This window comes from Tissierella simiarum (assembly GCF_018917865.1).
In the GTDB taxonomy this organism is placed as follows: Bacteria; Bacillota; Clostridia; order Tissierellales; family Tissierellaceae; genus Tissierella_C; species Tissierella_C simiarum.
Map to the genome: position 1 here is coordinate 179,446 of NZ_JAHLPM010000001.1, position 24,468 is coordinate 203,913.

The 24,468-nt window shown below is 28.8% G+C and carries 24 protein-coding genes; 4 read left to right on the forward strand and 20 right to left on the reverse strand.

All coding sequences use genetic code 11. From position 1 onward, the window contains the following. Positions 1–32: 32 nt before the first annotated feature. Positions 33–464 carry a Csac_0668 family 2Fe-2S cluster-binding (seleno)protein gene (locus KQI42_RS00925; RefSeq protein ID WP_216515845.1) on the reverse strand — a complete coding sequence of 144 codons (432 nt, stop codon included), beginning with the start codon at positions 462–464 and terminating at the stop codon, positions 33–35. A 306-nt stretch (positions 465–770) separates the two neighbouring features. Between KQI42_RS00925 and KQI42_RS00930 the strand changes: the two genes are divergently transcribed. Together KQI42_RS00930 and KQI42_RS00935 are read left to right on the forward strand one after the other, a co-directional pair. Further along, positions 771–989, forward strand: coding sequence for a hypothetical protein (locus tag KQI42_RS00930; RefSeq protein ID WP_216515847.1), 219 nt, complete (start codon positions 771–773; stop codon positions 987–989). Between the two features lies 1 nt (position 990). Next, positions 991–1,284, forward strand: a complete 294-nt coding sequence (locus KQI42_RS00935) for a spore coat protein (protein ID WP_216515849.1) — start codon at positions 991–993, stop codon at positions 1,282–1,284. Positions 1,285–1,356: 72 nt separating this feature from the next. Here KQI42_RS00935 and KQI42_RS00940 read toward each other — a convergent pair whose 3' ends face one another. The 8 genes from KQI42_RS00940 to KQI42_RS00975 form a co-directional block, all read right to left on the reverse strand. Then, the gene (locus KQI42_RS00940) at positions 1,357–1,644 is read right to left on the reverse strand and encodes a hypothetical protein (protein ID WP_216515851.1); all 288 of its coding nucleotides are present in this window, start codon (positions 1,642–1,644) and stop codon (positions 1,357–1,359) included. A 141-nt stretch (positions 1,645–1,785) separates the two neighbouring features. Next, positions 1,786–2,646, reverse strand: a complete 861-nt coding sequence (locus tag KQI42_RS00945) for a uroporphyrinogen decarboxylase family protein (RefSeq protein WP_216515853.1) — start codon at positions 2,644–2,646, stop codon at positions 1,786–1,788. 13 nt (positions 2,647–2,659) lie between these two features. Next, positions 2,660–4,384 carry an ASKHA domain-containing protein gene (locus KQI42_RS00950; protein WP_216515854.1) on the reverse strand — a complete coding sequence of 575 codons (1,725 nt, stop codon included), beginning with the start codon at positions 4,382–4,384 and terminating at the stop codon, positions 2,660–2,662. Then, entirely contained in the window at positions 4,384–5,382 is a 999-nt protein-coding gene (locus tag KQI42_RS00955) for a uroporphyrinogen decarboxylase family protein (RefSeq protein ID WP_216515856.1), read from the reverse strand. Before KQI42_RS00955 ends, KQI42_RS00950 begins: the two co-directional genes overlap by 1 nt. Positions 5,383–5,392: 10 nt before the next feature. After that, entirely contained in the window at positions 5,393–6,466 is a 1,074-nt protein-coding gene (locus tag KQI42_RS00960; protein ID WP_216515858.1) for a uroporphyrinogen decarboxylase family protein, read from the reverse strand. Positions 6,467–6,484: 18 nt separating this feature from the next. Then, positions 6,485–7,129 carry a corrinoid protein gene (locus KQI42_RS00965; RefSeq protein WP_216515860.1) on the reverse strand — a complete coding sequence of 215 codons (645 nt, stop codon included), beginning with the start codon at positions 7,127–7,129 and terminating at the stop codon, positions 6,485–6,487. Between the two features lie 237 nt (positions 7,130–7,366). Continuing rightward, on the reverse strand, positions 7,367–8,173 hold the full coding sequence (locus KQI42_RS00970; protein ID WP_216515862.1) for a divergent polysaccharide deacetylase family protein: 807 nt from the start codon (positions 8,171–8,173) through the stop codon (positions 7,367–7,369). Positions 8,174–8,358: 185 nt separating this feature from the next. After that, positions 8,359–9,057 (reverse strand): Bax inhibitor-1/YccA family protein, encoded by a 699-nt coding sequence (locus KQI42_RS00975; RefSeq protein WP_216515863.1) that lies wholly within the window; start codon positions 9,055–9,057, stop codon positions 8,359–8,361. 307 nt (positions 9,058–9,364) lie between these two features. On the opposite strand from KQI42_RS00975, the gene KQI42_RS00980 reads away from it, so the two are divergent. Both KQI42_RS00980 and KQI42_RS21165 read left to right on the forward strand, forming a co-directional pair. Beyond that, positions 9,365–9,532 carry a Spo0E family sporulation regulatory protein-aspartic acid phosphatase gene (locus KQI42_RS00980; protein WP_216515864.1) on the forward strand — a complete coding sequence of 56 codons (168 nt, stop codon included), beginning with the start codon at positions 9,365–9,367 and terminating at the stop codon, positions 9,530–9,532. 264 nt (positions 9,533–9,796) lie between these two features. After that, positions 9,797–9,928: a hypothetical protein gene (locus KQI42_RS21165; protein ID WP_281420234.1), complete on the forward strand. Its 132-nt coding sequence runs from the start codon at positions 9,797–9,799 to the stop codon at positions 9,926–9,928. Between the two features lie 167 nt (positions 9,929–10,095). Here the strand turns inward: KQI42_RS21165 and KQI42_RS00985 are convergent, their stop codons facing one another. The 11 genes from KQI42_RS00985 to KQI42_RS01035 form a co-directional block, all read right to left on the reverse strand. Continuing rightward, complete coding sequence (locus KQI42_RS00985) at positions 10,096–10,767, reverse strand: ABC transporter ATP-binding protein (protein WP_216515865.1); 672 nt, start codon at positions 10,765–10,767, stop codon at positions 10,096–10,098. A gap of 2 nt (positions 10,768–10,769) precedes the next feature. Then, a complete protein-coding gene (locus KQI42_RS00990) occupies positions 10,770–11,768 on the reverse strand; it encodes a hypothetical protein (protein ID WP_216515866.1) in 999 nt (332 codons plus the stop codon). Next, complete coding sequence (locus tag KQI42_RS00995) at positions 11,765–12,835, reverse strand: hypothetical protein (RefSeq protein WP_216515867.1); 1,071 nt, start codon at positions 12,833–12,835, stop codon at positions 11,765–11,767. Before KQI42_RS00995 ends, KQI42_RS00990 begins: the two co-directional genes overlap by 4 nt. A gap of 527 nt (positions 12,836–13,362) precedes the next feature. Beyond that, on the reverse strand, positions 13,363–13,800 hold the full coding sequence (locus KQI42_RS01000; protein WP_216515868.1) for a hypothetical protein: 438 nt from the start codon (positions 13,798–13,800) through the stop codon (positions 13,363–13,365). A 1,482-nt stretch (positions 13,801–15,282) separates the two neighbouring features. Continuing rightward, positions 15,283–16,911, reverse strand: coding sequence for a chaperonin GroEL (gene groL / locus KQI42_RS01005; RefSeq protein ID WP_216515870.1), 1,629 nt, complete (start codon positions 16,909–16,911; stop codon positions 15,283–15,285). 22 nt (positions 16,912–16,933) lie between these two features. After that, complete coding sequence (locus tag KQI42_RS01010; RefSeq protein ID WP_216515872.1) at positions 16,934–17,218, reverse strand: co-chaperone GroES; 285 nt, start codon at positions 17,216–17,218, stop codon at positions 16,934–16,936. Positions 17,219–17,547: 329 nt separating this feature from the next. Then, complete coding sequence (locus KQI42_RS01015) at positions 17,548–19,506, reverse strand: ABC transporter permease (protein WP_216515874.1); 1,959 nt, start codon at positions 19,504–19,506, stop codon at positions 17,548–17,550. After that, positions 19,493–20,260: an ABC transporter ATP-binding protein gene (locus tag KQI42_RS01020; RefSeq protein WP_216515875.1), complete on the reverse strand. Its 768-nt coding sequence runs from the start codon at positions 20,258–20,260 to the stop codon at positions 19,493–19,495. Before KQI42_RS01020 ends, KQI42_RS01015 begins: the two co-directional genes overlap by 14 nt. A 123-nt stretch (positions 20,261–20,383) precedes the next feature. Next, positions 20,384–21,457, reverse strand: coding sequence for a sensor histidine kinase (locus KQI42_RS01025; protein ID WP_216515877.1), 1,074 nt, complete (start codon positions 21,455–21,457; stop codon positions 20,384–20,386). An 8-nt stretch (positions 21,458–21,465) separates the two neighbouring features. After that, positions 21,466–22,158: a response regulator transcription factor gene (locus tag KQI42_RS21590; protein WP_216515879.1), complete on the reverse strand. Its 693-nt coding sequence runs from the start codon at positions 22,156–22,158 to the stop codon at positions 21,466–21,468. A 125-nt stretch (positions 22,159–22,283) separates the two neighbouring features. After that, the gene (locus tag KQI42_RS01035; protein ID WP_216515881.1) at positions 22,284–24,467 is read right to left on the reverse strand and encodes a DUF3160 domain-containing protein; all 2,184 of its coding nucleotides are present in this window, start codon (positions 24,465–24,467) and stop codon (positions 22,284–22,286) included. Between the last annotated feature and the right edge of the window lies 1 nt (position 24,468).

A 24,468-nucleotide genomic window follows, 5' to 3' on the forward strand; every position in this document is an offset into this window, starting at 1 on the left:
AGTCATTTTCTAGCTTTTTACTAATATTTATATTAATTGTTAGTTTGAAGTGCCCTCTTTATAGTTTGCAATACAATTGGACCACAGCATTTGCCTAGTGGATTGTTTAGCATACATTTTCCATTCTTCATTGCTCCTGTTAACTTATTAATATCATTTATATTCTTAGCACCTTGATTTATTACAGCATTTATTATCTGTTCTTCAGTTACCTTATTACAATAGCATATGTATTTAGGATTGGCATCTCCCTTGAACCATATGGGTACCTTTACTTTTTTCTTATCAAGAATACTTTCATTATTTAGGTTGTAATATACTACATCGCAGTTTTCATTCATACACAAATAATAAGTTTCTTCATTAACAATTTCTCCGAGAAAATTATCAGATACTAGATGCTTTACAGTTATACTCTTTACTTTTTCACTTATCTGATGACATATAGGACATTTTTCTTCCATCTATTTTTTCACTCCTTTACTTATTTTCATTATAAACCTTAAAGTGAACTTTAAGGTCAATGGTTTATTTTACAAAAGCTATCATTAGTTGATTTTTTAAGGAGTAAAAGTCCATCCTTTATTTGTTAAAAGTAAATATATCATTTGTCTAAATTTATTTTTATTGATTTCCTTTTTATGGAAATAACAAATCATAGTATTGTTTATCCTTTTTTTGAAATCATTACATAACATATTACACACTGAAATTCACATACTATTAATGTCATTAAAGTCAAAATCATTTTTGAAATTGGAGGTTATAAAATGAGAAAACTCACGGAAGGTGAAGTATTATCATTAACAAGCTTATTGAAGATGGAAAAAGATGCCTTAACAGTTTCTAAAGCTACGCAAGTACTAATTACAGATGAAGACTTAAAAAGGCAAGCTGAAGCTGCTGTTTTAGCAACAGAGGGAAGAATAAAAGGAATTCAACAGTTTATTAATGAAAATCAAATTACATCAACAAGGGAGGTAGAATAATATGGCTACTTTTCTTACTAATAAAGTAAAAGAAACTACAAATATAAGCGACGAAGTTATAGCTAACAGCATGATTTCTAGTGCTTCTGCTGGTGCAATAGCATATCTTAATTCTGGTATGACTGCTACTACTCCAGAATTAAAAGCAATGTATTTATCAAATTTAAACCAAGTATTAGGCGGACATACTGCAATAACAGAACTAGCTGTTCAAAAGGGATGGGAAAAACCTTATGATACACCTACCCAACAATTACTGGATGCTTATAATGAATCTCAAAATACAATAAGCTAGTTATAATTTTACTGAAAAAATAGTAAAGTAAAACTTTCCTATTAAATTAAATAAAAATGCTAGAGATACGCTCTAGCTTTTTTCATTTAAAACAGCTTTCCCCACTAATAAATCTGTCCTTATATCCACAGGTATTATATCCTTATCACTTATATCCATATTGTTAATCCATACATCACAATGATTCTTCGTACAGAAGAAGTTCATTGAATTCCAAAATTTTTCAAAGAATTCTTCATTTTCATCATAATCTAAATGAATTACTCTCTGCTCCATATCTCCAATATTTGAATATTTTCCTGATAATCTTAGTTTTTTTATGCCTCTAAGTGTATTAACCTCTACGTTCATTGTTGCCACCTCAAAAAACACCCCTCAATTCTCTTAAATAATGAGTTTATCAAAGATATAGCTATTCTGATATAAGTAATTCCCACATTTATTTTTGGATAGTTTAAAAATCTGTAAAATATCTTAAATCATTAGTTAGGTACTATTCATTTACTTAATCCTACAACAAGTTATTTCATTAACATCCTTATCTAATTTCAGACACCAATGACCAATAAATTTTATATCATTTCTTTCTTTTCTAATATTATCTATCTTTTCAATATAATTTTTGCCCTCAACTTTTATTCTGTCAATTTCTAAAAGCCCTATAGCCTCAAGGGAAGTTGATGTCTTGCCACAAAGATGAACTATAGTATCTCCTAATTGACTTTCAATTTTTTTTAATATATTGTATGTAGATTTTCCTGATACTTCTTCGTATATCCTTGGTCCAAGAATATCTATGGTACCTGTAGGATCAGCAAATGATATAATGTCTGCCCCTTGTTTTATACCTTCAAGCATATAGGCTACTATACTATCTTCAATCAGATTTAATAGTCTATTAGCTGTTTCTCTATCCTTCCTAAGTGTTTTATAAAATAATCTACTATCCATAATTGATGTAGCAAGGCTTATAGGACCTGTAATATTTAGACATACCTTTTCTTCCATTTCCTTTAGTTTTTTTATAGCTTTTAAAACCTCAGCTATTCTACCATTAGTTAAGTCAATGGAAGGAATAACTTCCATCGAGGATATATTATCAATTCTATATTTATTAATTCTATTACCTACTCTTTTATCAAAGATTACAGTAGAACCGAAAGCTTCAGCCTCTACAGTATGACAAAAGGGAATTGTGCAATATGTTCTACTTTTATTTTCTCTTAAAATTTTAGATAATATTGCTATTTTAGCAGCATCCTTATTTACATCTTCAAAAGATATATTTAATTCTTCTAAGATTTTATTAGGAATAGTCTCTGTTTCATTACCACTACATTTAAAAATATTTGTAACTGCCATTTTATCACCTTTTCTAAAAATTTAACTGATTTACAAATACGTCTTGAAAGTTTTCTCTAAGAGACAACTCTAGCACTATCATGTTTTTATTAATATCATACACCTTTTCAAGACATGATTTATTAATTAAAGCTAATTTAGCTCCTTCTAATGAAGTATTGCCTAAAAAGTTTATCTCTCCTTTAAATCCTCTAGGAATAAGACCTATAGTCTTGATACTATCTGGGTTAATATGATATCCAAATGCTCCTGCAATATAGGCCTTTGGTATTTCTTCTATTGTTAGTCCTATTTCCTCCAGCATCAAAATAACTCCGGCAGCTATAGCACCTTTAGCTAATTGAATTTGTCTTATATCTTTTTGAGAAATATATACATCTTCTGTAATATAAAATTTCTTATCTATTAATCGATCTGCTATTTTATCGTCTAATTTCTTATTCCATCTACCAGACTTCAATAAAATATCTCTTTTAATCAAGGCACTAGTTATATCCATTAGTCCACTTCCACAGATTCCTATTGCCTTTCTATTTCCTATAGTACTGTAGCTTATATTATACTCTTCATCTATATCAAAGGTTTCTATAGCACCATTTTGAGCACGACATCCACACTCTATATTCATTCCCTCTAATGCAGGGCCAGCTGCCGTAGATGTAGATATTATCTTTCCATCTCTTAAAGCTGCCAATTCACCGTTTGTACCAATATCTATAAATATAGCTTCTTTATTATTTTGAAAATCTGATGCCATAATACCAGATACTATATCTCCACCTACATAAGAAGATGCAGAAGGAATAATGGTTAGTATTGCTTCTCTATTGGCCTCAATAGATAAATCTTTTGCCTTAATATCCTTGGGACTTAAAAATATTGATCTATAGGGTGCTTTAGCTAATGAACTTGGATTTATGCCTAATAAAAGATGAAGCATAGTAGTGTTAGCTGACACCACAATATGATAAATATCATTTATACTATATTTGCTACTCACCAATTGTTTAAGAGAGCTATTTATTTCATCTATAATCAGTTCCTGTAATTTAATAGAGCCTAGAGAATTTTCCATACAATATGTAATCCTTGTAAGCACATCTCCTCCATATTGAGTTTGAGGATTTAAAGATGATAATTTTTCAATTATTTCTCCACTAGATAGATCTAATAGATAATATGAAATCCCTGTAGTTCCAATATCTATTGCTACACCTAATATTTTTTTTCGAAATTCTGCTATATCCAATAATTCTTCTCCAGATACAACTCCCCATATTTCTTGAGGATTGTTATTCTCTAATCTGCTAATTTTCTGATATAGTTCTACTGAATTAAAATTATATCCTAAATAATCTATATATGGACTAGAGCTTTCCTTGTCAATCTGTGATAGCTTTACATTTTTCACAGAACTATCTACCGGCACATCAATACTATGACCTTTATTTATTGTTTTCAATATCTTTTCACTATCAATAAGCTTTACTTCTACATCTCCAAGGATTTTTGCCATACAAGACAATCTTTCACGTTTGTTTATGTCAATAATTTTTTCTTCTCCATTAACTGGATTTGATAACTTCCCTTTTACTATGACTTTACATTTTCCACAAGACCCCATACCATTGCATGGTGTTTCTATATTTAATTTTGCTTCTCTAATTGCATCTAGTAAGGTGGTGCTTTTTTCTACTTCAATACTTATATTTTCTTTAATAAAATTTACTATAGGCATTATATACTTCCTTTCACATAGTCTGTCATAGCTCTTAAGTTTTCAATAGGAGTAGACATACCTAATCCACAAGCAGGCGATACAATATCTACTCCAGAATCAATGGCATTCTTTGTAATAGAAATAATTCTGTCTATAGGCCCATTTTGCAGTAACAGAGTGCTTACATTTCCCATAAGCTTTTTATTAAGTTTTGATTTTGCAAATCTCATATTTACTATTGAATCGAAGCTAAGAGCATCTACTTCTAAAGTATTTAAGCTATCAATTATAGTCTTTGCATCACCACAAATATGAATTATTACGGGGATACTAAGTTCTTTCATGACCTTTAGGAATTTTTCGTACATAGGCATTGCAAATTTATCAAAGTTTTTCTTCCCTAATATTTCCCCAGTGGCTGTAGGGTCTGAAATGGCTATAAGATCAGCACCTGCTTTTACCATTTCTTTTGCATATTCTATGGAATAATCATTTACATATTCAATAAATCTATAGGCTTCATCTGGTTCTCTCCTTAGCATTTTAAATAGCCTAAGAGGATCTACAATGGAAGTAGCAGTACTTATAGGTCCCGTTATATTTCCAATCACTGGAATCTCATCATTTTTTAACTTTGCAATAGCTGTAATCACAGTGGCCATTCTTTTATTTTCTAGTGGATTTATTCTAAATTCCTCCATTATCTCATCTATAGAAGAATTATTATATTCAAGTATCCTAGGTTCGTTATTCTTATCCCCTTCACTAATTGTGACCCCCAATGGTTCTGCCTCACATGTCATACAAAATGGCACACCATAATTTTCAAATCCTACAACTTCTCTAATTTTAATAGCTGTGGCTACCATAGCATCCAATTCTGTATTATGATTTAGATCCATATCCCCTAGCAACTCTGTAACAGCAGCATTCATCATGCCTCCAGGACATATTATAGGAGGTCTGTCTGTTTTTTCACCCTTAAGCAATTTTACTAATCTTTCTTTTTCATTCATAATCTCTCTCCTACTCTTCACTAAATAATAGTTCTTCATTAATTGGATAGCTACCATATATTCTAACTGCATCCATTAATGCATCAATATTTTCCATTGGCGAATACATAGGTATTTGACATCCAGAACTAAGTATATAACCTTTTTTAGATCCATAAGTCTTTTTAATACATTCTTTAGCAGCTCTTAAAACATCTTCCCTGGTTCCTTTTTGCATTACATCTACTGGAGGAACATTCCCTGATATTGTAATTCTATCTCCCATTATTTTCTTTGCTTCAGCAAGGTCTTCCACATTATCAATACTAAAACTTGATACTCCCGTATCCATAACAGACTCCCAAATTCCCTTGCTTGTACCACAAATATGTATTGAAATACTACGTCCAGTTAAAGATTTCATTTTATCTACGCTCTTTTTTATATATGGTGCAGAAAATTCGTTAAATTGTTTAACACTTATTAAGCTAGTGGATGATACCGGATCTGAGAATCCTACTCCTATGCCTAATTCTGCAGCTTTTTCAATAAATCTATTGTTTGATTCAGTTACAATTTCCATTAATGTATGAACTTTCTTCGGATATTTAAGCATCCATTTCAGAAGATTTTCTGTACCAACTACTGAAGCAGCAGTACTAAAAGGTCCAGCCAAACCTGCCCCTACGTTTACTTCATCACCAATCTTATCTTTTATAATCTTTATAGCCTTAAGAACCAATGGAAGCTTGCCATCCTTCTCAGGATCAGAAGGTTTTAAACTCTCTATTTCATCTACACTATTTACTGCAGGAGCAAGTAATAATGAAATATTGTTATCAGGATAATGCATCTTTGAACCCATAGCTTCAGCAACCCCTCTTAATGTAGCTGAAACACTTACACCATCATGCCTTAACTTTTCAAACAATGCAATCTCCAGTTCTGCCATTCTCTCTGCTGAATGATAATATTCTTTAAGGGTTATACCTATGAATGGTGCCATAGTCACTCCCATATGAGGATTACATGGTATACGATCTATTTCAAGTCCTTGTGCAAAAGCTGTCATTCTTTCTTTTGGGGTCATTTGATCTTTTCTCAAATCTACACCTCCATTCCGTTAGCTTGCTACCATTGTCTTTATTCTTTTTACTGCCTCATTTGCATCAACAGTATATGCATCTGCACCAATTTCATCTGCAAATTTCTGAGAAATAGGTCCTCCACCGATCATAACTTTATATTTATTTCTTATATTTCTTTGTTTTAACATATCTATTACAGTTTTCATACCCATCATAGTTGTAGTCATCAGTGTTGACATACAAATAAAGTTTGCATTTACTTCTTCTGCTACATTTATAAATTTTTCCAATGGAACATCTCTGCCTAAATCATATACTTCAATACCTGCAGATTCAGTCATTATTTTAACTAGATTCTTACCTATATCATGTGTATCCCCTTCAACAACTCCAATAACTACTTTTATAGGATTATCTGTAGATTCTTTTTCTATATGGGGTTTTAATATATCCAACCCTATGTTTAAAGTGTCTGAACAAGTAAGTACTTCTGGAAGAAAATATTCTTGTTCCTCGTAGAGCTGCCCTACTTTATTCATTCCTGCCACCAAACCTTCTGTAATTGTTTTATCTGCTGGTATAAGTAATTCTAATGATTTATTACAGAGCTCTTCTACTAATTCATCTTCCATTTCCACTACCGCTTCACTAATTTCCTGAAATAGTTTTTCTTCATTCATTCTATAACCCCCTTAATTTACTATCCTTATTAAGTAATATTGTATATTAATTGGCAATAGTATTCTAATAAGTATTATTAATGCAGGATTTATTTGTTATAGACTAAAATAATAAAACAAGAGAAATGAATGAAAACTATAAAATTAAACACAAATAAAAAAATCCTAAAATTAGGATGATAAATAAAAACAATTTAATAAGGTTTTATTGTAGTAATAACCCCTAAGCTTTTAAGCTTAAGGGTTCAATTTTTCAATTTGTGATAAATATATAAATTCGATTCCTTGTTCCTGTAGCTTCTTAGACATCTTATCTATAACTTCGATTGTAATTTTTCCACCTTGACCTCCAACATGACCTATACCCACAGCATATCCTTTCTCTAAAGCTATTTGGCCAAGTTTTTCCATAGAATCTACTATATCTTGTTCTCTTTTAGAGTTATCTAAAAATATATCTCTATAGAAATATACTATATCTAACTCCTTTGTTAGCCTTTCTGCTACTGAATATTCACCAGTTCTACTATCTAAAAAATATAATCCTTTTTCTTTAGCTACTTTTAAAACTTCCTTCATTATTCTTTCATTTTTCATTACTCTTGATCCCATATGATTATTTATACCTTTAGCCCATTTTATTTCCTTAATCCCATCTTCTACGTTTTTTCTAACTTCCTCATTAGATTTAGCACAAGTTATTGGATTAGGTCCTGACCAACTAATAGGTCCTGATTCTGATTCCATTGGTAGATGTAATATAATCTCCATCCCAGCATTATAGCATTTTTCTGAATCTATTTTACTATATTCTAAAAAAGGCATTACAGCCCCAGTGATTGGAATATCTAATTTCATAAGTTCTTCTATCCCCTCTCCATTGTTTCCTAAATCATTTATTACTAAGGCTATGTACCCTTTCGGAGTGGCATTTGTCTGTATGCTTTTTTGTTTAAATATTATCCTAAATACAATAAATCCAACAATAAGAATTAATATTAACAACAAAACTAACAACATCCTTTTATTTATATAAAGAAACATTTTATAAAACCCCCTAGAAAAAACCTTGATAAAATAATTCTCTCTATTTATAAAGATATGACATGATATAAAATAATATTTTAAAAAAAGCTCTTTATTATGAAAAATAAAAGAGTAAATTTCAAAATGAAATCTACTCTTTTTTCTCATTGGTCTTAAAATATCTATTTCATTGTATATAAAATTTAATCTCTACGACGTGATAAAAGTCTTAATATAATTAAGAACAAATTAATAAAGTCTAGATATAATGATAAAGCTCCTATTATTGCACTTTTCTTTTCTATACTTTCATCATAGAATCCTGTAGCACACATTGATTTCAATTTTTGTGTATCATATGAAATTAATCCTATAAATATTAGAACCCCTATATAAGATATAACCCAAGATACTGTTTGACTTCCCATAAGCATATTCACTAAAGAAGCAATAATCATTCCAAAAAGTGCCATTAAACAAATATTTCCTACTTTAGTTAAGTCATTTTTTGTAACATATCCATATATGCTCATTACAACAAATGTTCCAGCAGTTATGATAAATGCTGCTGCTATAGATTCATAAGTATATAACAAGAAAATAGAAGATAAAGTTAAGCCATTTACTACTGAATAAATAATAAATGCCAATGAAGCTGTTGAAAGCGACATTCTATTTATTCTTCTAGATAGAAAAGCAACTAATGCTAACTCACCAAATATTAAACCATAAAAAACTACATCACTACTAAATATAAACATTAATATATTATAGCTTGAAACTGTTATTTTAGCAGTAATTCCAGTTATAGATAAGGCAACTGCCATCCAAAGATAAACTCTAAGTATAAATTTTCTTTGTCGCTCTTCTACGTTATTTAAGTCCATTGTTTGTAAATTCATATTATAACCTCCTTCTTACTTAATTTTCGAATATTAATTTTACCATTTATTTTCATTAAATGCAATGAAGCAAATGTCCTATTTTAATTACTAAGCTTCTTCTAATTCTCAATCCTTTCCTCCCAATATCTTACACATGTTTTATTAGGTTTATATAATTATTAAATAATTTTTTAAGATATTTTCTCCTTATCATACTATTATTCATCATTTTTCCACCTATTTCTATTTAAATATGCATTTTTTGGTATAAAATTTTCATAGTGCAACAGGTCAAACAAATTTTCAAAAGAAAAGGGGTATGTACTTGGATAAAAAAGTTAAACTATTTAAACTTATTCAACAAATAGAAGATACTAAAGTTCAACTCTATAATTTAATGCATGAAAATGATTACGATCTAATTGATAAAGAAATTGTTGAACTAAGCCAATTATTGGATAAGCTTCTTTTAAAATATTATAATATAAAATAATATCTACTAATTAACTAATGTTTGACCTGTTGTACAATTTATGGTTATTTTTTAGGTCTTTTGCCTATTATTTATTTTTTAAATAATCAACTTTAAACATTAACACTTTTCTCCAATCTGCATAGACTGTTAAAGAGATTTAAATCTCAACGCCCTTGTTTTTCATCTTATTTCATACTTAAAACATTAACAATTTCTTAATAGTATCCATAGTCTAATATATAAGGGTCCTTGTTCTTAATTTTTTATTAGGAGGTGCCTATAATGGCAGATAATCAATGTCGTGGTGGATTATTTGGTGGTAGATGTGACGGTGGTATGGATGACTCATTACTGTTCTTCTTCCTGCTTTTAGTAATTTTATTCTGCAACTGTGGTGGATTTGGTAGATGTTAACCTCTCTATGGGTCGGGGATTATCCCCGACTTTTTATTAAAACAAATCATTTCATCAAACGCCCAAATATATTAAAAGTCAAATCTATACTATAAAAATTTATCCTTTCCTATGTATTATAAAAAAATTGCCAGCGGAAAATAATATTTTCCGTTGGCAATTCTTTGTTAATACTCTATATGTCCATCTTTCATAGTAATAAGCCTACTTCCTATATTAGCATACTCTAGATTATGAGTAACCATAATAACCGAGTTCCCTCTTTTATGAAACTCTAATAAATTCTTTATCAACTCTTCAGAGTTTTGACTATCTAATGATCCTGTTGGTTCATCAGCTAAAATAATCTTAGGCATATTTATCAACGCTCTACAAAATGCTACTCTCTGCCTTTGTCCTACTGAAAGATTTTTAACTTTTTGGTTTAATTTTGTATTTATTCCAGCAGATGAAGCTAATCCCTTAGCCCGTTCTTCTTTGGTTTTTAATAAAAATTTTTTATCAGAATATTTCATAGGTAGTAAAATATTATTTATAACAGTATCATTCTCAATTAAAGCAAAATCCTGAAGTAAATAGCCAAATAAATTATTTCTTAAATTAGCTTTCTTTTTAAAACTCATATTATTAACTAATTCATCTCTTATAGTATATTTTCCACTTGTAGGCGATGTAATCAATCCTAAAATATTTAATAAAGTAGTTTTTCCACATCCTGATGGTCCCATAATAATAATAAATTCATTTACTCCTACTTCCAAAGAAATTTCTTCTAAAGCAATACATCTTTGATACTTGGATTCATATATTTTACCGATATTTTCCATTTTCAACAACATAACTAATCACCTCTCAAGAATGTTGCTTTATTTGTATTTTTGAAAAAATGAATTAATGATGGAATAAAAGAACAGATGAATAAAATAGCATATATACATAGTCCTTGTAGAAATACAATTGTTTCAAATTTTCCCATATTATAAGTCAAAATAGTTAATATAACCCCCGGTAAACTAATAATATTAAAAAGAAAAAGCATTCTCATTAAAATATCACTTTCACTAGCCCCTACAACGTAATGAATAGCATATTCTCTTGATTTTTTCTTATATGTTCCATCCAAAATACATAAAACACCTATTATAGTTAAAAATAAAAAACATATTGGGGGAATTAAAATACAAAAATCAGATATCATCTTATCTATTTTAATTTCTAACTTTTTGGGAATAATTGTTAAAAATATAGTATTTTCATTAATTTGATTAACAAAAGAGTCTACCGTTTCTTCTGGGGGTGAAAATAGATTTAAATTACTTACTATTTGCACGAAATTTTTTGTATTTATTAAATGTTGGTTTTCCATAAGATTCTCACTAGAACTTAGATAAATATTTTTATCTTTTGTAGAATATATTGACTGTCCTGCTAATATAGTATCTATATTCCTATCTAATTTTTTTTCGTTTTCATTTATGTTTAAAAAAGGTATTGTACTAAATTCATTTATATTTTGCCAATTTCCAAATAAGTAGATATTATCATCTTCAATAAAAAAAGAAAATCCAGAAGAGTATTCGCCCCCTGATAAAACTTCTTGTAAAGCGTATATGGATTTTTCAAAAGAGCCTGGCTTTTGTGTATTTATATAAACATCAAATACCACTGAATCTTTATCTTTATTCCATTTATATAAATAACTATAATTTTTAAATGATATATAACTTTGATAAGTAATTCCAGAAATCATAATAGACATAATAAAAATTTGAATGCTAAGTAAAATATTTATAATAATCCTATGTCTACAATCTTTTAATGCACATATAAATTGTTTCATTTTTTCACCCAATTTCTTTCCCAATTATAGGAATATGTAATATAGTTAATTAAATAAACTGCTATATATATAGATGTTATTGGTATCCATACGGTTTCAAAATCAAGCAAATAATCTTTCTTATCCATCATAATAAATTTATAATATTCACTTGAAAATATAAAAGGTTGTAGTAAAGTACATATTATTGCTCCACAAATTCCCCCTAATAATATACCTAAAAATATATGCTTCTTAGTCCTTAAAAAACTTGACTTTGTAGCACCAAAAATAAAATGTACATTTCTAATAAAATTTTCATTTCCTAATTCCCATCTAACGTAAAATAATATACTCAAAAGACCAAATATAACTGACATTACAATAAACTTAAACATTAAATCTGATTTAAAAATTTCTTTAAACAAATATCTTTTATCTAATTCCAATATGCCAATCTTTTTGAAATTGGCATATTGAAATGCTGAATCATCGTGAAATGTTTTTTCGACATCTTGATATTCCCCCTTTGGGTTAATAATATAAAAGCTACCTATATATTCCCTTTCATTTATATATGGATATATATATTCTACATTTATACCGCTTATTGTTCCAATAAACTCTTTTTTACTTATAATTCCTATTAAATCATAATTCCTACCATTTATAACAGTAGTCCTTACCCCTTCACTATATTTCTTTGCTAAATAGCTATCTTCAATTGCTAATATTCTATCCCCTGATTGAAAGTCTGTTTTTTCAAAATACCTACCTTCCACGACCTGATGACTATAATTTAAATTTCCATCAACTATTGCTATTCCTGCTGAACCGTTAGCTTTAAATAATAATATTCCATTATCGTCTAAAATTTTATTATTCAAATTTTGTTTAAAATTTTCTCTTAAAATTTCTTCTGCAGAAAATGCACTATTTTCAATTTCAATGTATTCAAATTCCATATCTGAAAATATTGGATGAGTTTCTCTAGCATATAAAAATTCGAAATTTTTCCAGCCCATTATAAATAACATAGTTATCAATATACTAAGAAGTAAATGTATTACAAAAGATTTTCTTTTCATATATTTTTTCTCCAATCATCAATTTGATAAAAGAATCAAAATTTATATAACAACTTTATAAAAATAGTTAGCATAATCTTAGTTTCATCCTATGTATTACTTTTGGAATAATTAATGATTAGCATTAGAGCATGAATCATAACATATTTAATTATAGCAATATAGCCAAGATTCATTTATTGTTGATATTTTTCATAAATCTCGTATTTGCATTATTCTTTATTAAATTTAAAAACTTATATTTTAAAGTCTTGTTTAACTGTTCATTTTTTATTAATAAATAGTTCATATTTCAAGTGATTATCAACTCTGTAGGAAATTTTAGCTTCCTAATCTATAGTATCAATATATAACATTATGCCTTGTTTTCCTTCTATTAAAATCATACTACCAGTTTATCTCCAATTTCATCATAATCAAATTTGATTGTTTCAGATAGTTAGGAAGCTAAATAAGAATTATAAGTCTATAATTCAGGATTTCCCATATAGCATTATATAATAATCTTTAGATATATGTTTTCTTAACTATTCTGCAAATTCTATACTCACTGGTTTTAAATTTAATTTATTTAAATTCATATTAAATAGTGTTTGTGGCCAATTCTCTCCATTGCCTGTCCAGAAGAAACCATGCTTAAAAATTGCTTTATCATGTCCAAAACCCCATATATCTCTTACTGTTTTTTCTCTAGAATAAATACTACTATCATATTTACTTTTCCCAACATCTGTATAATATCTACTTTCATCTGCTGTATTTTCATATTGAAACCATCCAAATGCGGCATGTCCACCACGTGAGTCATAATATGATGGCTTACATTGTATGTATCCAGTAAAAAATAATCCTATAGGTTTACTTTCTGTACTTTTTCCATAGTTTGGACTCTCTGCAAAAATAGTAAGTGATGATACACATGTTATAATCAAGCCTAATACAAATATTCTAAAAAATTTTTTCATTATTTATTCCCCCTAAATTAACTTATTCTATATTTTTTACCCTATATTAAGTTGTCTATTTTTTATTTGTACACCATAAAATTATTTAATAAAGCTATCCCCCCTCTTACTTGTGGAATATCAAGTATAACAGTATACTCAAATATCCACAATTGATATTTAGACATTTCATATGTGATTAACTATCTTACCCCCTTTTTGATATATTTTTATTAAAATTTAAAAAATAATTCATAAAAATAAAAAATTAGTAATTTAGTTAATATAATTAAATTTTTATATCTGCATATTAGAATTCTTATTGGTGATAGAGGGAACAAGCCTATCGACAAATCTTATATGAAAGATTAAAGTTAATGAAAAATTTCCTATTACTGAAAATATTAACTCTATCTCCTTTAATGATAAAGACTTATATGATAAAAACATTATAAATTTAAGCTTAGATATGTTTATAAGGTAATTTCTATTATTTTTTGAATAAACGTCAGTTTTGTTTATATTAATAACTTATTTTACAATTAACTGTGTTTAAGTCGATATATAATCTAGTTTATTAATCTCTATTTTAAGTTCTCTAATCCCATAGTTATTTCTACTTACTCTAACTGTTTCTATTATTATTTTAAACATCATTTTATATTTAATAATTTCACAATTATACTATCAAATAGTAATTTAAGAAGGAATTTAAAATTTATCTTTTCATCTCTACTAAAAGCAACAACTGAACTTATCTAAGAAAGTATTATCTTCCAATTTTCGCAAGTTGAATTTGTCAATAATATCGTTTTGCTACCTAAAGTTATTCCTAAAATTCCTTCTAAGCTATGCTAAATTTAGATTCTACTTTTGAAATTTGTAAAAACTATATAAATAAAAAATAGCAATAGTACATACAATACTAGATTCACATTTATAGCCTATATATCCTAATTTGAAAATATCTTTTCTATATAATCAGTATGATAATGTTAATAAAAAATAATAGGGTGATAATTGTGATAATTCCTTTATATCAAACTAAATATACTTTAAGATTGCTTTCTACTATACCACAATTAACAATTAACACAATTTGATACTAAGTCATTTTACTTCATTATTTATCCATTCTTAATTGCTTTTGGTTGGTAAAAAAGGTGAATTTCTTGACAATAAACCTATTTATTATAATAAGAATAATTGCTTTAAATCAAAAAAATCCAAAACCGTATAGAATCCAAGAATTCTATACGGTTTTTCTTCATATTTTCAACCATTCTTTGTCCAGTGTCTTACAATAGAACAAACTATTATACATTATCCCATCTAATTCACGTATTCTATATCATCCACTCACCATAATCCCTATGTTTATAGGAATAGAAGCTAATACATTTTTTAGCATTAATCATACAAAAATGCACCTCCAAAAGTTAAATTTATTGTCTAACTTTTGAGGTGCATTTTTGTTTTCCTCCTCGGAGGTTTTTATTAAAACTACATCATTGGCATTCCGCCGCCCATGCCTCCCATGCCAGCCATTGGGTCATCTTCTTCTATGTCTACTACAGCACTTTCAGTAGTTAATACCATTGCTGCTACTGAAGCTGCATTTTGTAATGCTGAACGAGTTACCTTAGTTGGGTCAACGATTCCTGCTCCAATCATATCTACATATTGTTCATTTAATGCGTCGAATCCTACTCCGTCTTCTGCATCTTTAACTTTTTCAACTATTATGGATCCTTCTAGTCCTGCATTTGTTGCAATTTGTCTTACTGGTTCTTCTAATGCTCTTACTATAATATCAATACCTGTTTTTTCGTCTCCAGTAGATTCTTCTAACATTTTAGCAACAGCTGGTATACAATCCACTAAAACTGTTCCACCACCAGGTACAATACCTTCTTCAACTGCAGCTCTTGTAGCAGCTAAAGCATCTTCTATTCTTAATTTTCTTTCCTTAAGTTCAGTTTCTGTTGCAGCACCAACTTGAATTACTGCTACTCCGCCTGATAATTTAGCAAGTCTTTCTTGAAGTTTTTCTGCATCAAATTCTGATTCAGTTTCTTCAAGTTGAGTTCTTATTTGTTTAACTCTAGCTTGAATATCAGCTTGACTACCTTCTCCATCTACTATAACAGTATTTTCTTTATCCACTTTAACTTTTGCTGCTTTACCTAACATATCTATAGTAGCATCTTTTAATTCATATCCTAATTCTTCAGATATTACTTGACCACCAGTTAAGATAGCAATATCTTGAAGCATTTCTTTTCTTCTATCTCCAAATCCTGGAGCTTTAACTGCAACACAGTTAAATGTTCCTCTTAATTTATTTACTACTAATGTAGCCATTGCTTCTCCTTCAATATCTTCAGCAATAATTAATAGTGGTTTACCTTGTTGTACTATTTGCTCAAGTATTGGAAGAATTTCTTGAATATTTGTTATCTTCTTATCAGTAATTAATATATATGGACTTTCTACTTCAGCTACCATCTTATCAGTATCTGTTACCATATAAGGAGATACATATCCTCTATCAAATTGCATACCTTCTACTACTTCTAAAGTAGTTCCCATGGATCTTGATTCTTCTACAGTAATAACTCCATCGTTACCTACCTTTTCCATAGCTTCAGCTATTAATTTACCAATTTCATCGTCTCCAGCAGATACAGAAGCAACTTGTGCAATAGCTTCTTTAGATTCTACATTCTTTGAAAATCTTTTTATTTCATCAACTGTAGTATCAACAGCTTTTTTGATTCCTTTTTGAAGAATCATTGGATTTGCTCCTGCTGCCACGTTTTTAAGACCTTCTCTAATAATTGCTTGAGCTAATAATGTAGCAGTTGTAGTTCCGTCTCCAGCTACATCATTAGTTTTTGTAGCAACTTCTTTAACAAGTTGAGCTCCCATATTTTCATATCTATCTTCTAATTCAATTTCTCTAGCTATAGTTACACCATCGTTTGTAATTAATGGAGCACCAAACTTTTTATCTAAAACTACGTTTCTTCCTTTTGGTCCAAGAGTTACTTTTACAGTATCAGCTAATTGGTTAATACCTCTTTCCATGGCACGACGTGCATCTTCACCAAATTTAATTTCCTTTGCCATTTTGTCCACTCTCCTTTATTAATTATTCTTCAACAACAGCTAAAATGTCGTTTAACTTAAGAATAGTGTATTCTACTCCATCAACTTTGATTTCTGTTCCAGCATATTTTGAGAATATTACTTTGTCATTTACTTTGATTTGATCTTTTTTCTTTTCATCATTTGCAATTTCGTCGCCTACAGCAACAACTTCAGCCATTTGTGGTTGTTCCTTAGCAGTACTTGGAAGAACTATGCCACTCTTTGTTTTTTCTTCCACTTCAACTTTTTTAATAACAACTCTATCACCTAATGGTTTTAGATTCATATTAGTACTACCTCCTTGTATTAATATTAATTTTATTTTTTCCAATTTATTAGCACTCATTGACGTTGAGTGCTAATATGTACAGTTTATATGTTACTTAATACAAAACGGGGAATCAAGTCTTAAATTTTATCGTTTTTATCCATATTTAATGATATTTTAGATTTAAATCTAATTTTCTTCTATTTTCATTTAATATCTTCCTAAATATCCATATATTTCTTTACTCGTTATTTCAATTGTAAATTATTATTTCTATCTAATATCTTTTGAATTCTAGTCCATAAAATAGAACAAAAGGGAACAAAAAAATTGTTCCCAATATATCTTTAATTATATTCTATTTTTCTTATATAAATAGACCTTATTATAATGAAATATATTGTCTGAAATATTAAATATCCTATCATAACTACAAGTCCATTAGTAAACAGATTTCTCATTAATAAATTAGAAAGAGATTTTAATGCGAAAAATGAGTGTAGAGTACTTACTATAAAAGGTAAAAAGAATATGGTTCCTATTTGTTTAGTAATTATCTTGTTTATATCTTTTTTAGTAGCTCCAATTTTTCTAAGAATATCATATTCTAATCTATCTTGCTTTATTTCATTAAATAATTTAAAGTATATTATACTTCCTGAAGCTATAAAGAAAAGAAAGGCTATGAAAAATCCAATAAACAAGATCATCCCAAAACTTTTTCTAATTTCTTTGTAAGGAATTGCCTTTGAATAATATTTATTATCATATTTTTCTCCTATTGTTTCTTTGATTTCCATAGATGCTTTATAAGAACTTTGCCATTTTTCTATATCTATTCCATTATATATAACTATATCTTCTTCTTTTGTTTTATTTAATACTTCTTGAAAATCTTCATCATTTAAAATTAAGGCATCAAAATATCCCATATTAGGCAATGCCATTACAGCGCCATGTACCTCTTTACTGAGCTTATAACTTCTTACTTCACTTCCTACCCCCAAATCATATTCATCCCATTTAGCTCTTTTTATATTATCTTGTTCTTCCGTACTTATATATGGATCTTCATAAGGATAGTTATATACAACTTCTCCTTTTTTTACTTCCACTAATTCTCTATCTGCAGATTTAGCTAGTTTATTATAATCTGAATTTGACATAGTGAAATACTTCTCTTTACGCTGTCCTTCTTGTTTTTCCGTTTTCTCATCATAAAGTATTACACCTTTTACTTTGTGATATTCTTTTACTTTTACGTTATTTTTATCTAAAACTTCTTTTACATATTCCATACTATTATCATTTAAATTACTGCCGCTTTGAATTAAGGCTATTGCCTCAGGAGTATCTATCCCTTGTAGTCTAGGGACTTCTGTGAAAAAGGAATATATGGTTTCTGTAGCAGTAAAGGTAATTGCACCTAAAATAGCTGCTGCAAACAATACTTTAGCTGTGTCTTGTAGTTTAAATATCATTTGAGAATATGCTATTATATTAGTCTTTTTATAAATTATATTTTCATTTTTTAATATTTTATTTGCTATAGCTATACTAAATTGAGTAAATATAAAATAAGTACCAGCTACAACTATTAATATTACTGGTATCATAGCTAATGGTACAGCTACACCTTCTACTATCCAAGCCGTTCCATATCCTATTACCATTAATATTACTCCTAATATAGATTTTGCTTTAGAGAACTTGGGCATTTCTTTAGGCATTTTACTACTCTTAAGCTGTTGTATTATTTCTTTATTCTTTATTTGAAAAAGCATAAGGGAACTAACTACTTCAAATAGAGTAAAAAATACTAATACAGTAAGTCCCAGAGCCTTTAAAGATATATTAAAAGGAAGACTAATATCCATAAAAGCTTCCATTGCCATAAGAAACAACTTTGAAAAAGCCATTCCTGCTAATATACCAGTTGCTATGGATAATAAAGATATAACAGTACTTTCTATAAGTACATATTTTTTTATTTGTTTTCTACTCATACCATACAAAGAAAGAAGTCCAAACTCTTTTCCCCTAGATTTTAAAAATATAGAAGTGGAATAACCTACAAATAATACTGAAAATATTACTATTATTACTTGACAAGCTATCATGCCATTAGCGGCACCCATTAGTGCAACAGGATGACCTCCAATAGACTTTACGTTTAATGCAGGATGAAATACAAAGTTAGCAAATATAAAGAATGCTGTTACTGCAAAGGAATTACTTAGATAATACATTACATATCTATACAAATTCCCTTTAACGTTACTGACAGCCATATTAGATATTTTCATTATATCCACCTCCAAGAAGGGATAAGGCATCTAATATCTCCTTAAAAAATATCTGTCTATTAGAATTTTTAACTATTTCCATAAAGAACTTTCCATCTTTTATCATTATTATTCTCTTGCAAAAGCTTGCTGCAAAAGCGTCATGAGTTACCATTACTATAGTAGCTTTTCTTTCTTCATTTATCTTTTCCAAAGAACTCATTAAGTCGAAGGATGCTTTAGAATCCAAATTTCCTGTAGGCTCATCTGCCAATATAATAGCTGGATTACTTATAAGTGCCCTTGCACAAGCTGTTCTTTGCTGCTGTCCTCCTGATATTTCATAGGTTCTTTTATTTAATATACTTTTTATATCTAATACTGTTGCTATTTCATCCAACTTCTTTTCAATTTCCTTCCTTTTTGAATCTTCTAATACTAAAGGAAGAATTATATTTTCTTTTACAGATAAAGTATCTAACAAATTGAAATCTTGAAATATAAAGCCTAAATTTGTTCTTCTAAATATAGCTAATTTATCCTCTTTTAAGCTGTGAGGGTTTTGCCCATTTACCAAAACTTCACCAGAAGATGGAGAATCTATAGTGGCAAGAATATTTAAAAGTGTGGTCTTTCCACTTCCTGATGGACCCATAATTCCTACAAATTCTCCTTCTTTTATTGTCATATTAAAATCATCTAACGCTTTAACAGATACTCCTTTTCCCTTACTGCCATATATTTTAGATAGATTTTTAGTTTCTAATACAATCATGTTCTACCTCCTATATTAAAAATTTCTTCAATTAAGTCTTTCATATAAATTATAAAAAAATAAAGGAAATCTTACTATTGATTTCCCTTTCAAATAAATATACTATCTTACAATATTGTCAGATTAACTCTTTCCTAAATCATATATACTATTTCCATGATAAAAGATAACAGTTACCTTAGTTCCCTCTCCTTCAACAGATTCTATATAAAGACCGTGACCTAATCTCTCACATATGTCCTTTGAAAGATAAAGTCCCATGCCTGTAGACTCTAAATAAGTTCTACCATTTCTACCTGTGAAGAAAGGGTTAAACACTCTATCTAAATCTTGTTTAGGAATACCAACGCCTTTATCCTCTATAGACAAAATAGTTCTATCCCTTTCTTTATATATTAAAATACTTATATCCTTATCTTTGCTTTCTTTAACTTTTGAATATTTTATACCGTTAGATATTATCTGACTAACCACAAATTTTACCCATTTTTTATCGCTTTTTACTATTTGATCTTCCTTTGAAACTATTTTAGGATAGATAGAGTTCACTATAAAACTAGTTTTATTTTCATTGATTACATTCCTCACAACCTCTAGTAAACTTACTTCTTCTACCTTAAAATCCAGTTCAAAATCCTTCACTCTTAAAGTATATAAAGCCATTTCCAATCCATGAGATAACTTTTCTATTTCTTCTTCAATACTTTCATAGCTTCTTTTAGTATTCTCATCTATACTCTTATCCTTTTCATTTTCCAAAATAAGTTTTATAACCGATATAGGTGTTTTCATTTGATGAACCCATCTATTATTAAAATCTGTATGAGTTTTAGAAGCTTTTATATACTTTTCCAAAGTATTTTTATAAGTTATATAATTATTAATCAGTAGTTCTTTAATAGCATCATATTCTTTATTTATATTGTCAGGCATATTAAATATATACTGTAACTCTTTGTTTTTATCTAATCCATAGTTAAGAATCCTATAAAACTTCCTCTTTTTCATATAATCTATAGTTATTAAAATGCACAATAATATAAAAGATAGCATAAAAGCATAAATGATATTAGATATATTAAGAGTTTCTTGTCTAATTATTAAGTCTAACATCATTATAGTAATAGTTAAAAAGGTACTAATAAAATAAATAATAATATATAATAATCTATCTCTTAAATAATCTTTAAATTTCATTTTACCACCTAGTCCCAAGTCTTTATCATAGAATAACCTTGACCTCTTTTTGTCTGAATAGCATCGTAGATTCCTATGTCTTCTAAACGCTTTCTAACCCTAGCAATATTTACAGATAAAGTATTATCATCTACAAATTCTATATCATCCCAAAGTTCTTCTAGCAAAGTGTCTCTAGATACTATATCGTTTAAATTTGTCATGAGAATATATAGTAAAGAAAACTCTTTCTTGCTTAATTCAATTTTATTGTCTCTATATTCGACTGCATTTTGATTTTTATATAAATAAACACCTTCTATTTCATAGATTTCTTTAAAGTTGCTTTTTGCATATTCTCCATAGGTTCTTCTTAAAACTCCCTTTATCTTGGCCAATAAAAGATCAAAGGAGAAAGGCTTTATAATATAATCATCTCCCCCATTCTCTATAGCCATTACTTGATCCATATCAGAAAATCTAGCTGAAATAAATATAATAGGCACTTTAGATACAGTCCTTATTTCTCTGCACCAGAAAAACCCATCAAAATTAGGTAAATTAATATCTAGAAGAACCAAATGAGGATTTTCTTTAATAAATTCGGCTTTAATGTCTGTATAATCTTTGACAGTAATTACAGTATAATCATAGCGTTCTAACCTATCTTTCATAAGGTTTATTATTTTTTCATCATCTTCAATAACAAAAATTTTATACACTTTCTCACCTCTTAATAGCTAAGTTCCTATAGTTATATATTTAGGATATCCTATTTAAGAGAATTTTTCCATGTAAAAAAATAGAATCCTTAAAAGGATTCCATTTTTTCACTATTAGTTATTCATTAATCCTCAGGATAAGGTATCTCTCCCTTTCCTCCTCTTACGAAAGAATTTGTCCATTTCGGCATATTCGGTTGTTTATCTTCCTTTATCATTTCTTGCCACTTTTCATCTGTTAATCTTATATCTGATATGAATTCATGATAACTAAATACAGCACCTCTTGTAAGATATAATTTTCCTCCTATAGGCACTACTACGTATATTTCATATGCAGGACCAACTCCTGCCTCCATATAACCTCCATCACTATAAGAATTTGGTGCTATTGTATGGAAATCTGCTATTACTGCCATATTTTTATCTGTTTCAGAAGTTATCTCAAACCAACGCAAATAATCTCCGGCAAAGGAAGCTGTTAAACTTTCTAGTACACCACCATAGATTTGGATATATTCATATTCTTCAATAGTTAATTCTTCATTCTTAAGCTCTTTTATTGAACAGTTTATTAAAAACTCTAGAAGTTTTTCAAGTTCTCCCATCTTCATATCTATTCCTTCTATAGTTAAACCCCTAATGGATAAATTTTTTCTTGAGAATTTAGTTAGCCACAATAATTTTTCATATACCTCTATATTTGGCTCCACATATCCTACTACTTCTTTAAATCCTTCACCACCCATTTCTGCACCAGATTGCTTTCCATAAAGAATAGTATCATGTTTGAGTTCTGACCAAGAGCCAAGGGCTGTATTTAAATCCTTCTCTACCCAAGCCTCATTAGTCATAAAAGATGGATAACCTTCTCCAAAAGGTTCTAGAAATCCCTTTAATGTCCAGAGCCACCCTTGATACATATTTCCCATCCATTGTTTATCTGATAGTTTCTCAAACTTATCTCTTAGCCTATTGAATTCTTTTGGATAACCTTCCCATCCTTGATTTTCTTCTTTAGATAATTGAATTTCTTTTGCTCTTTCAGAACCTAGAACCCCCATTACATCAAGTCCTGATGGTATTGGTCTTTCTATTGGTTCTACTAACTCTTGAATTATTTCAGCATCAAGGACATACCTTTGTCCCATAAATCTAAACTGTTTACCTGCAGGAGTACTTACTGAAGTATATTTTGGCTTTATTCGCGGTTCTGGAAGTTTATCTGCTTCTTTATAAAATTCATCTAATTTTTTCTTATCACCTAGTTTATTTAAATCAGGATTTTTACCATATATTTTAAATAATAATTCTCCATATTGGTAAATATTCAAATCATCAGAGTTCCCTACAAAGAAATTTGTTGGTTCATATATATTCTCCCATTTATTATAGCTTTCCTTATCTGAATATAAACTATAAGTTATCAAGAGAGCTTGTAAAGTTTGCTCTATATTTCTTTCCTCATATTCTTTAAAATATAGGGGAAATGGTGCCTGACCATACCACATCATAGCTCTGAAATATCTCTCAAAATCCTTAGAACGGGTATAATGCCCCCTTACAGTAAATTGACTATAATCTAAGTCATAGGGAAATAGACTAGATTGTTGAAATCCAGAGTGAGCTTTTATCTTTTCTAATTCCTCTAATGCTATTTTTCTTGCCTCTTCTGGAACTTCCTTTGGAAGTTCTTTCTCTAGAGCAAGTTCAGCAGTAGCAAAATACGCAATATTCTTTAGCTGAATCTTCTTCATTTCTTTATCTTCTAATCCATTATAAATACTAATAGCATTTTTTAACATTTTATCTGTCATCTCTTCTACTAATCCTATTAATTTATCATTTTCTAATGTTCGTAATGTATAATCATAGAAAATATGATAGACCTGTAAAATTGAATCTGTGGTAATAAAAGAAGGTATATCCTTGTACTCGTTATCTTCATAGATATAAAACAATTGCTCTTGTTTTGTAGGATTTGCTACAAAATTATTTTTCACTAAAAGTTCTAGTTGCTCCTTTGAAAATTCGCCAAATATTTTCAGATTTTCAATATTAGATAAATCAGATTTTACTTTATAGGATTCTACTTTTGTTTCAAATTCCCTTGGTTCATAGGGAACTTCTATATTTACTAGCCCTTGGTTTACTCCTATATTGGTTTCTTCTTTATTCTCATTAAAATCTGGTACATTAGCGAAATCTTCTTTTTCTGATTTATTTACTTCCTTTCCAATACATCCAGTCAGAATAATAGTCAGAACTAACACTAAAGATATAACTGAATATAATGATTTTCCTTTCATA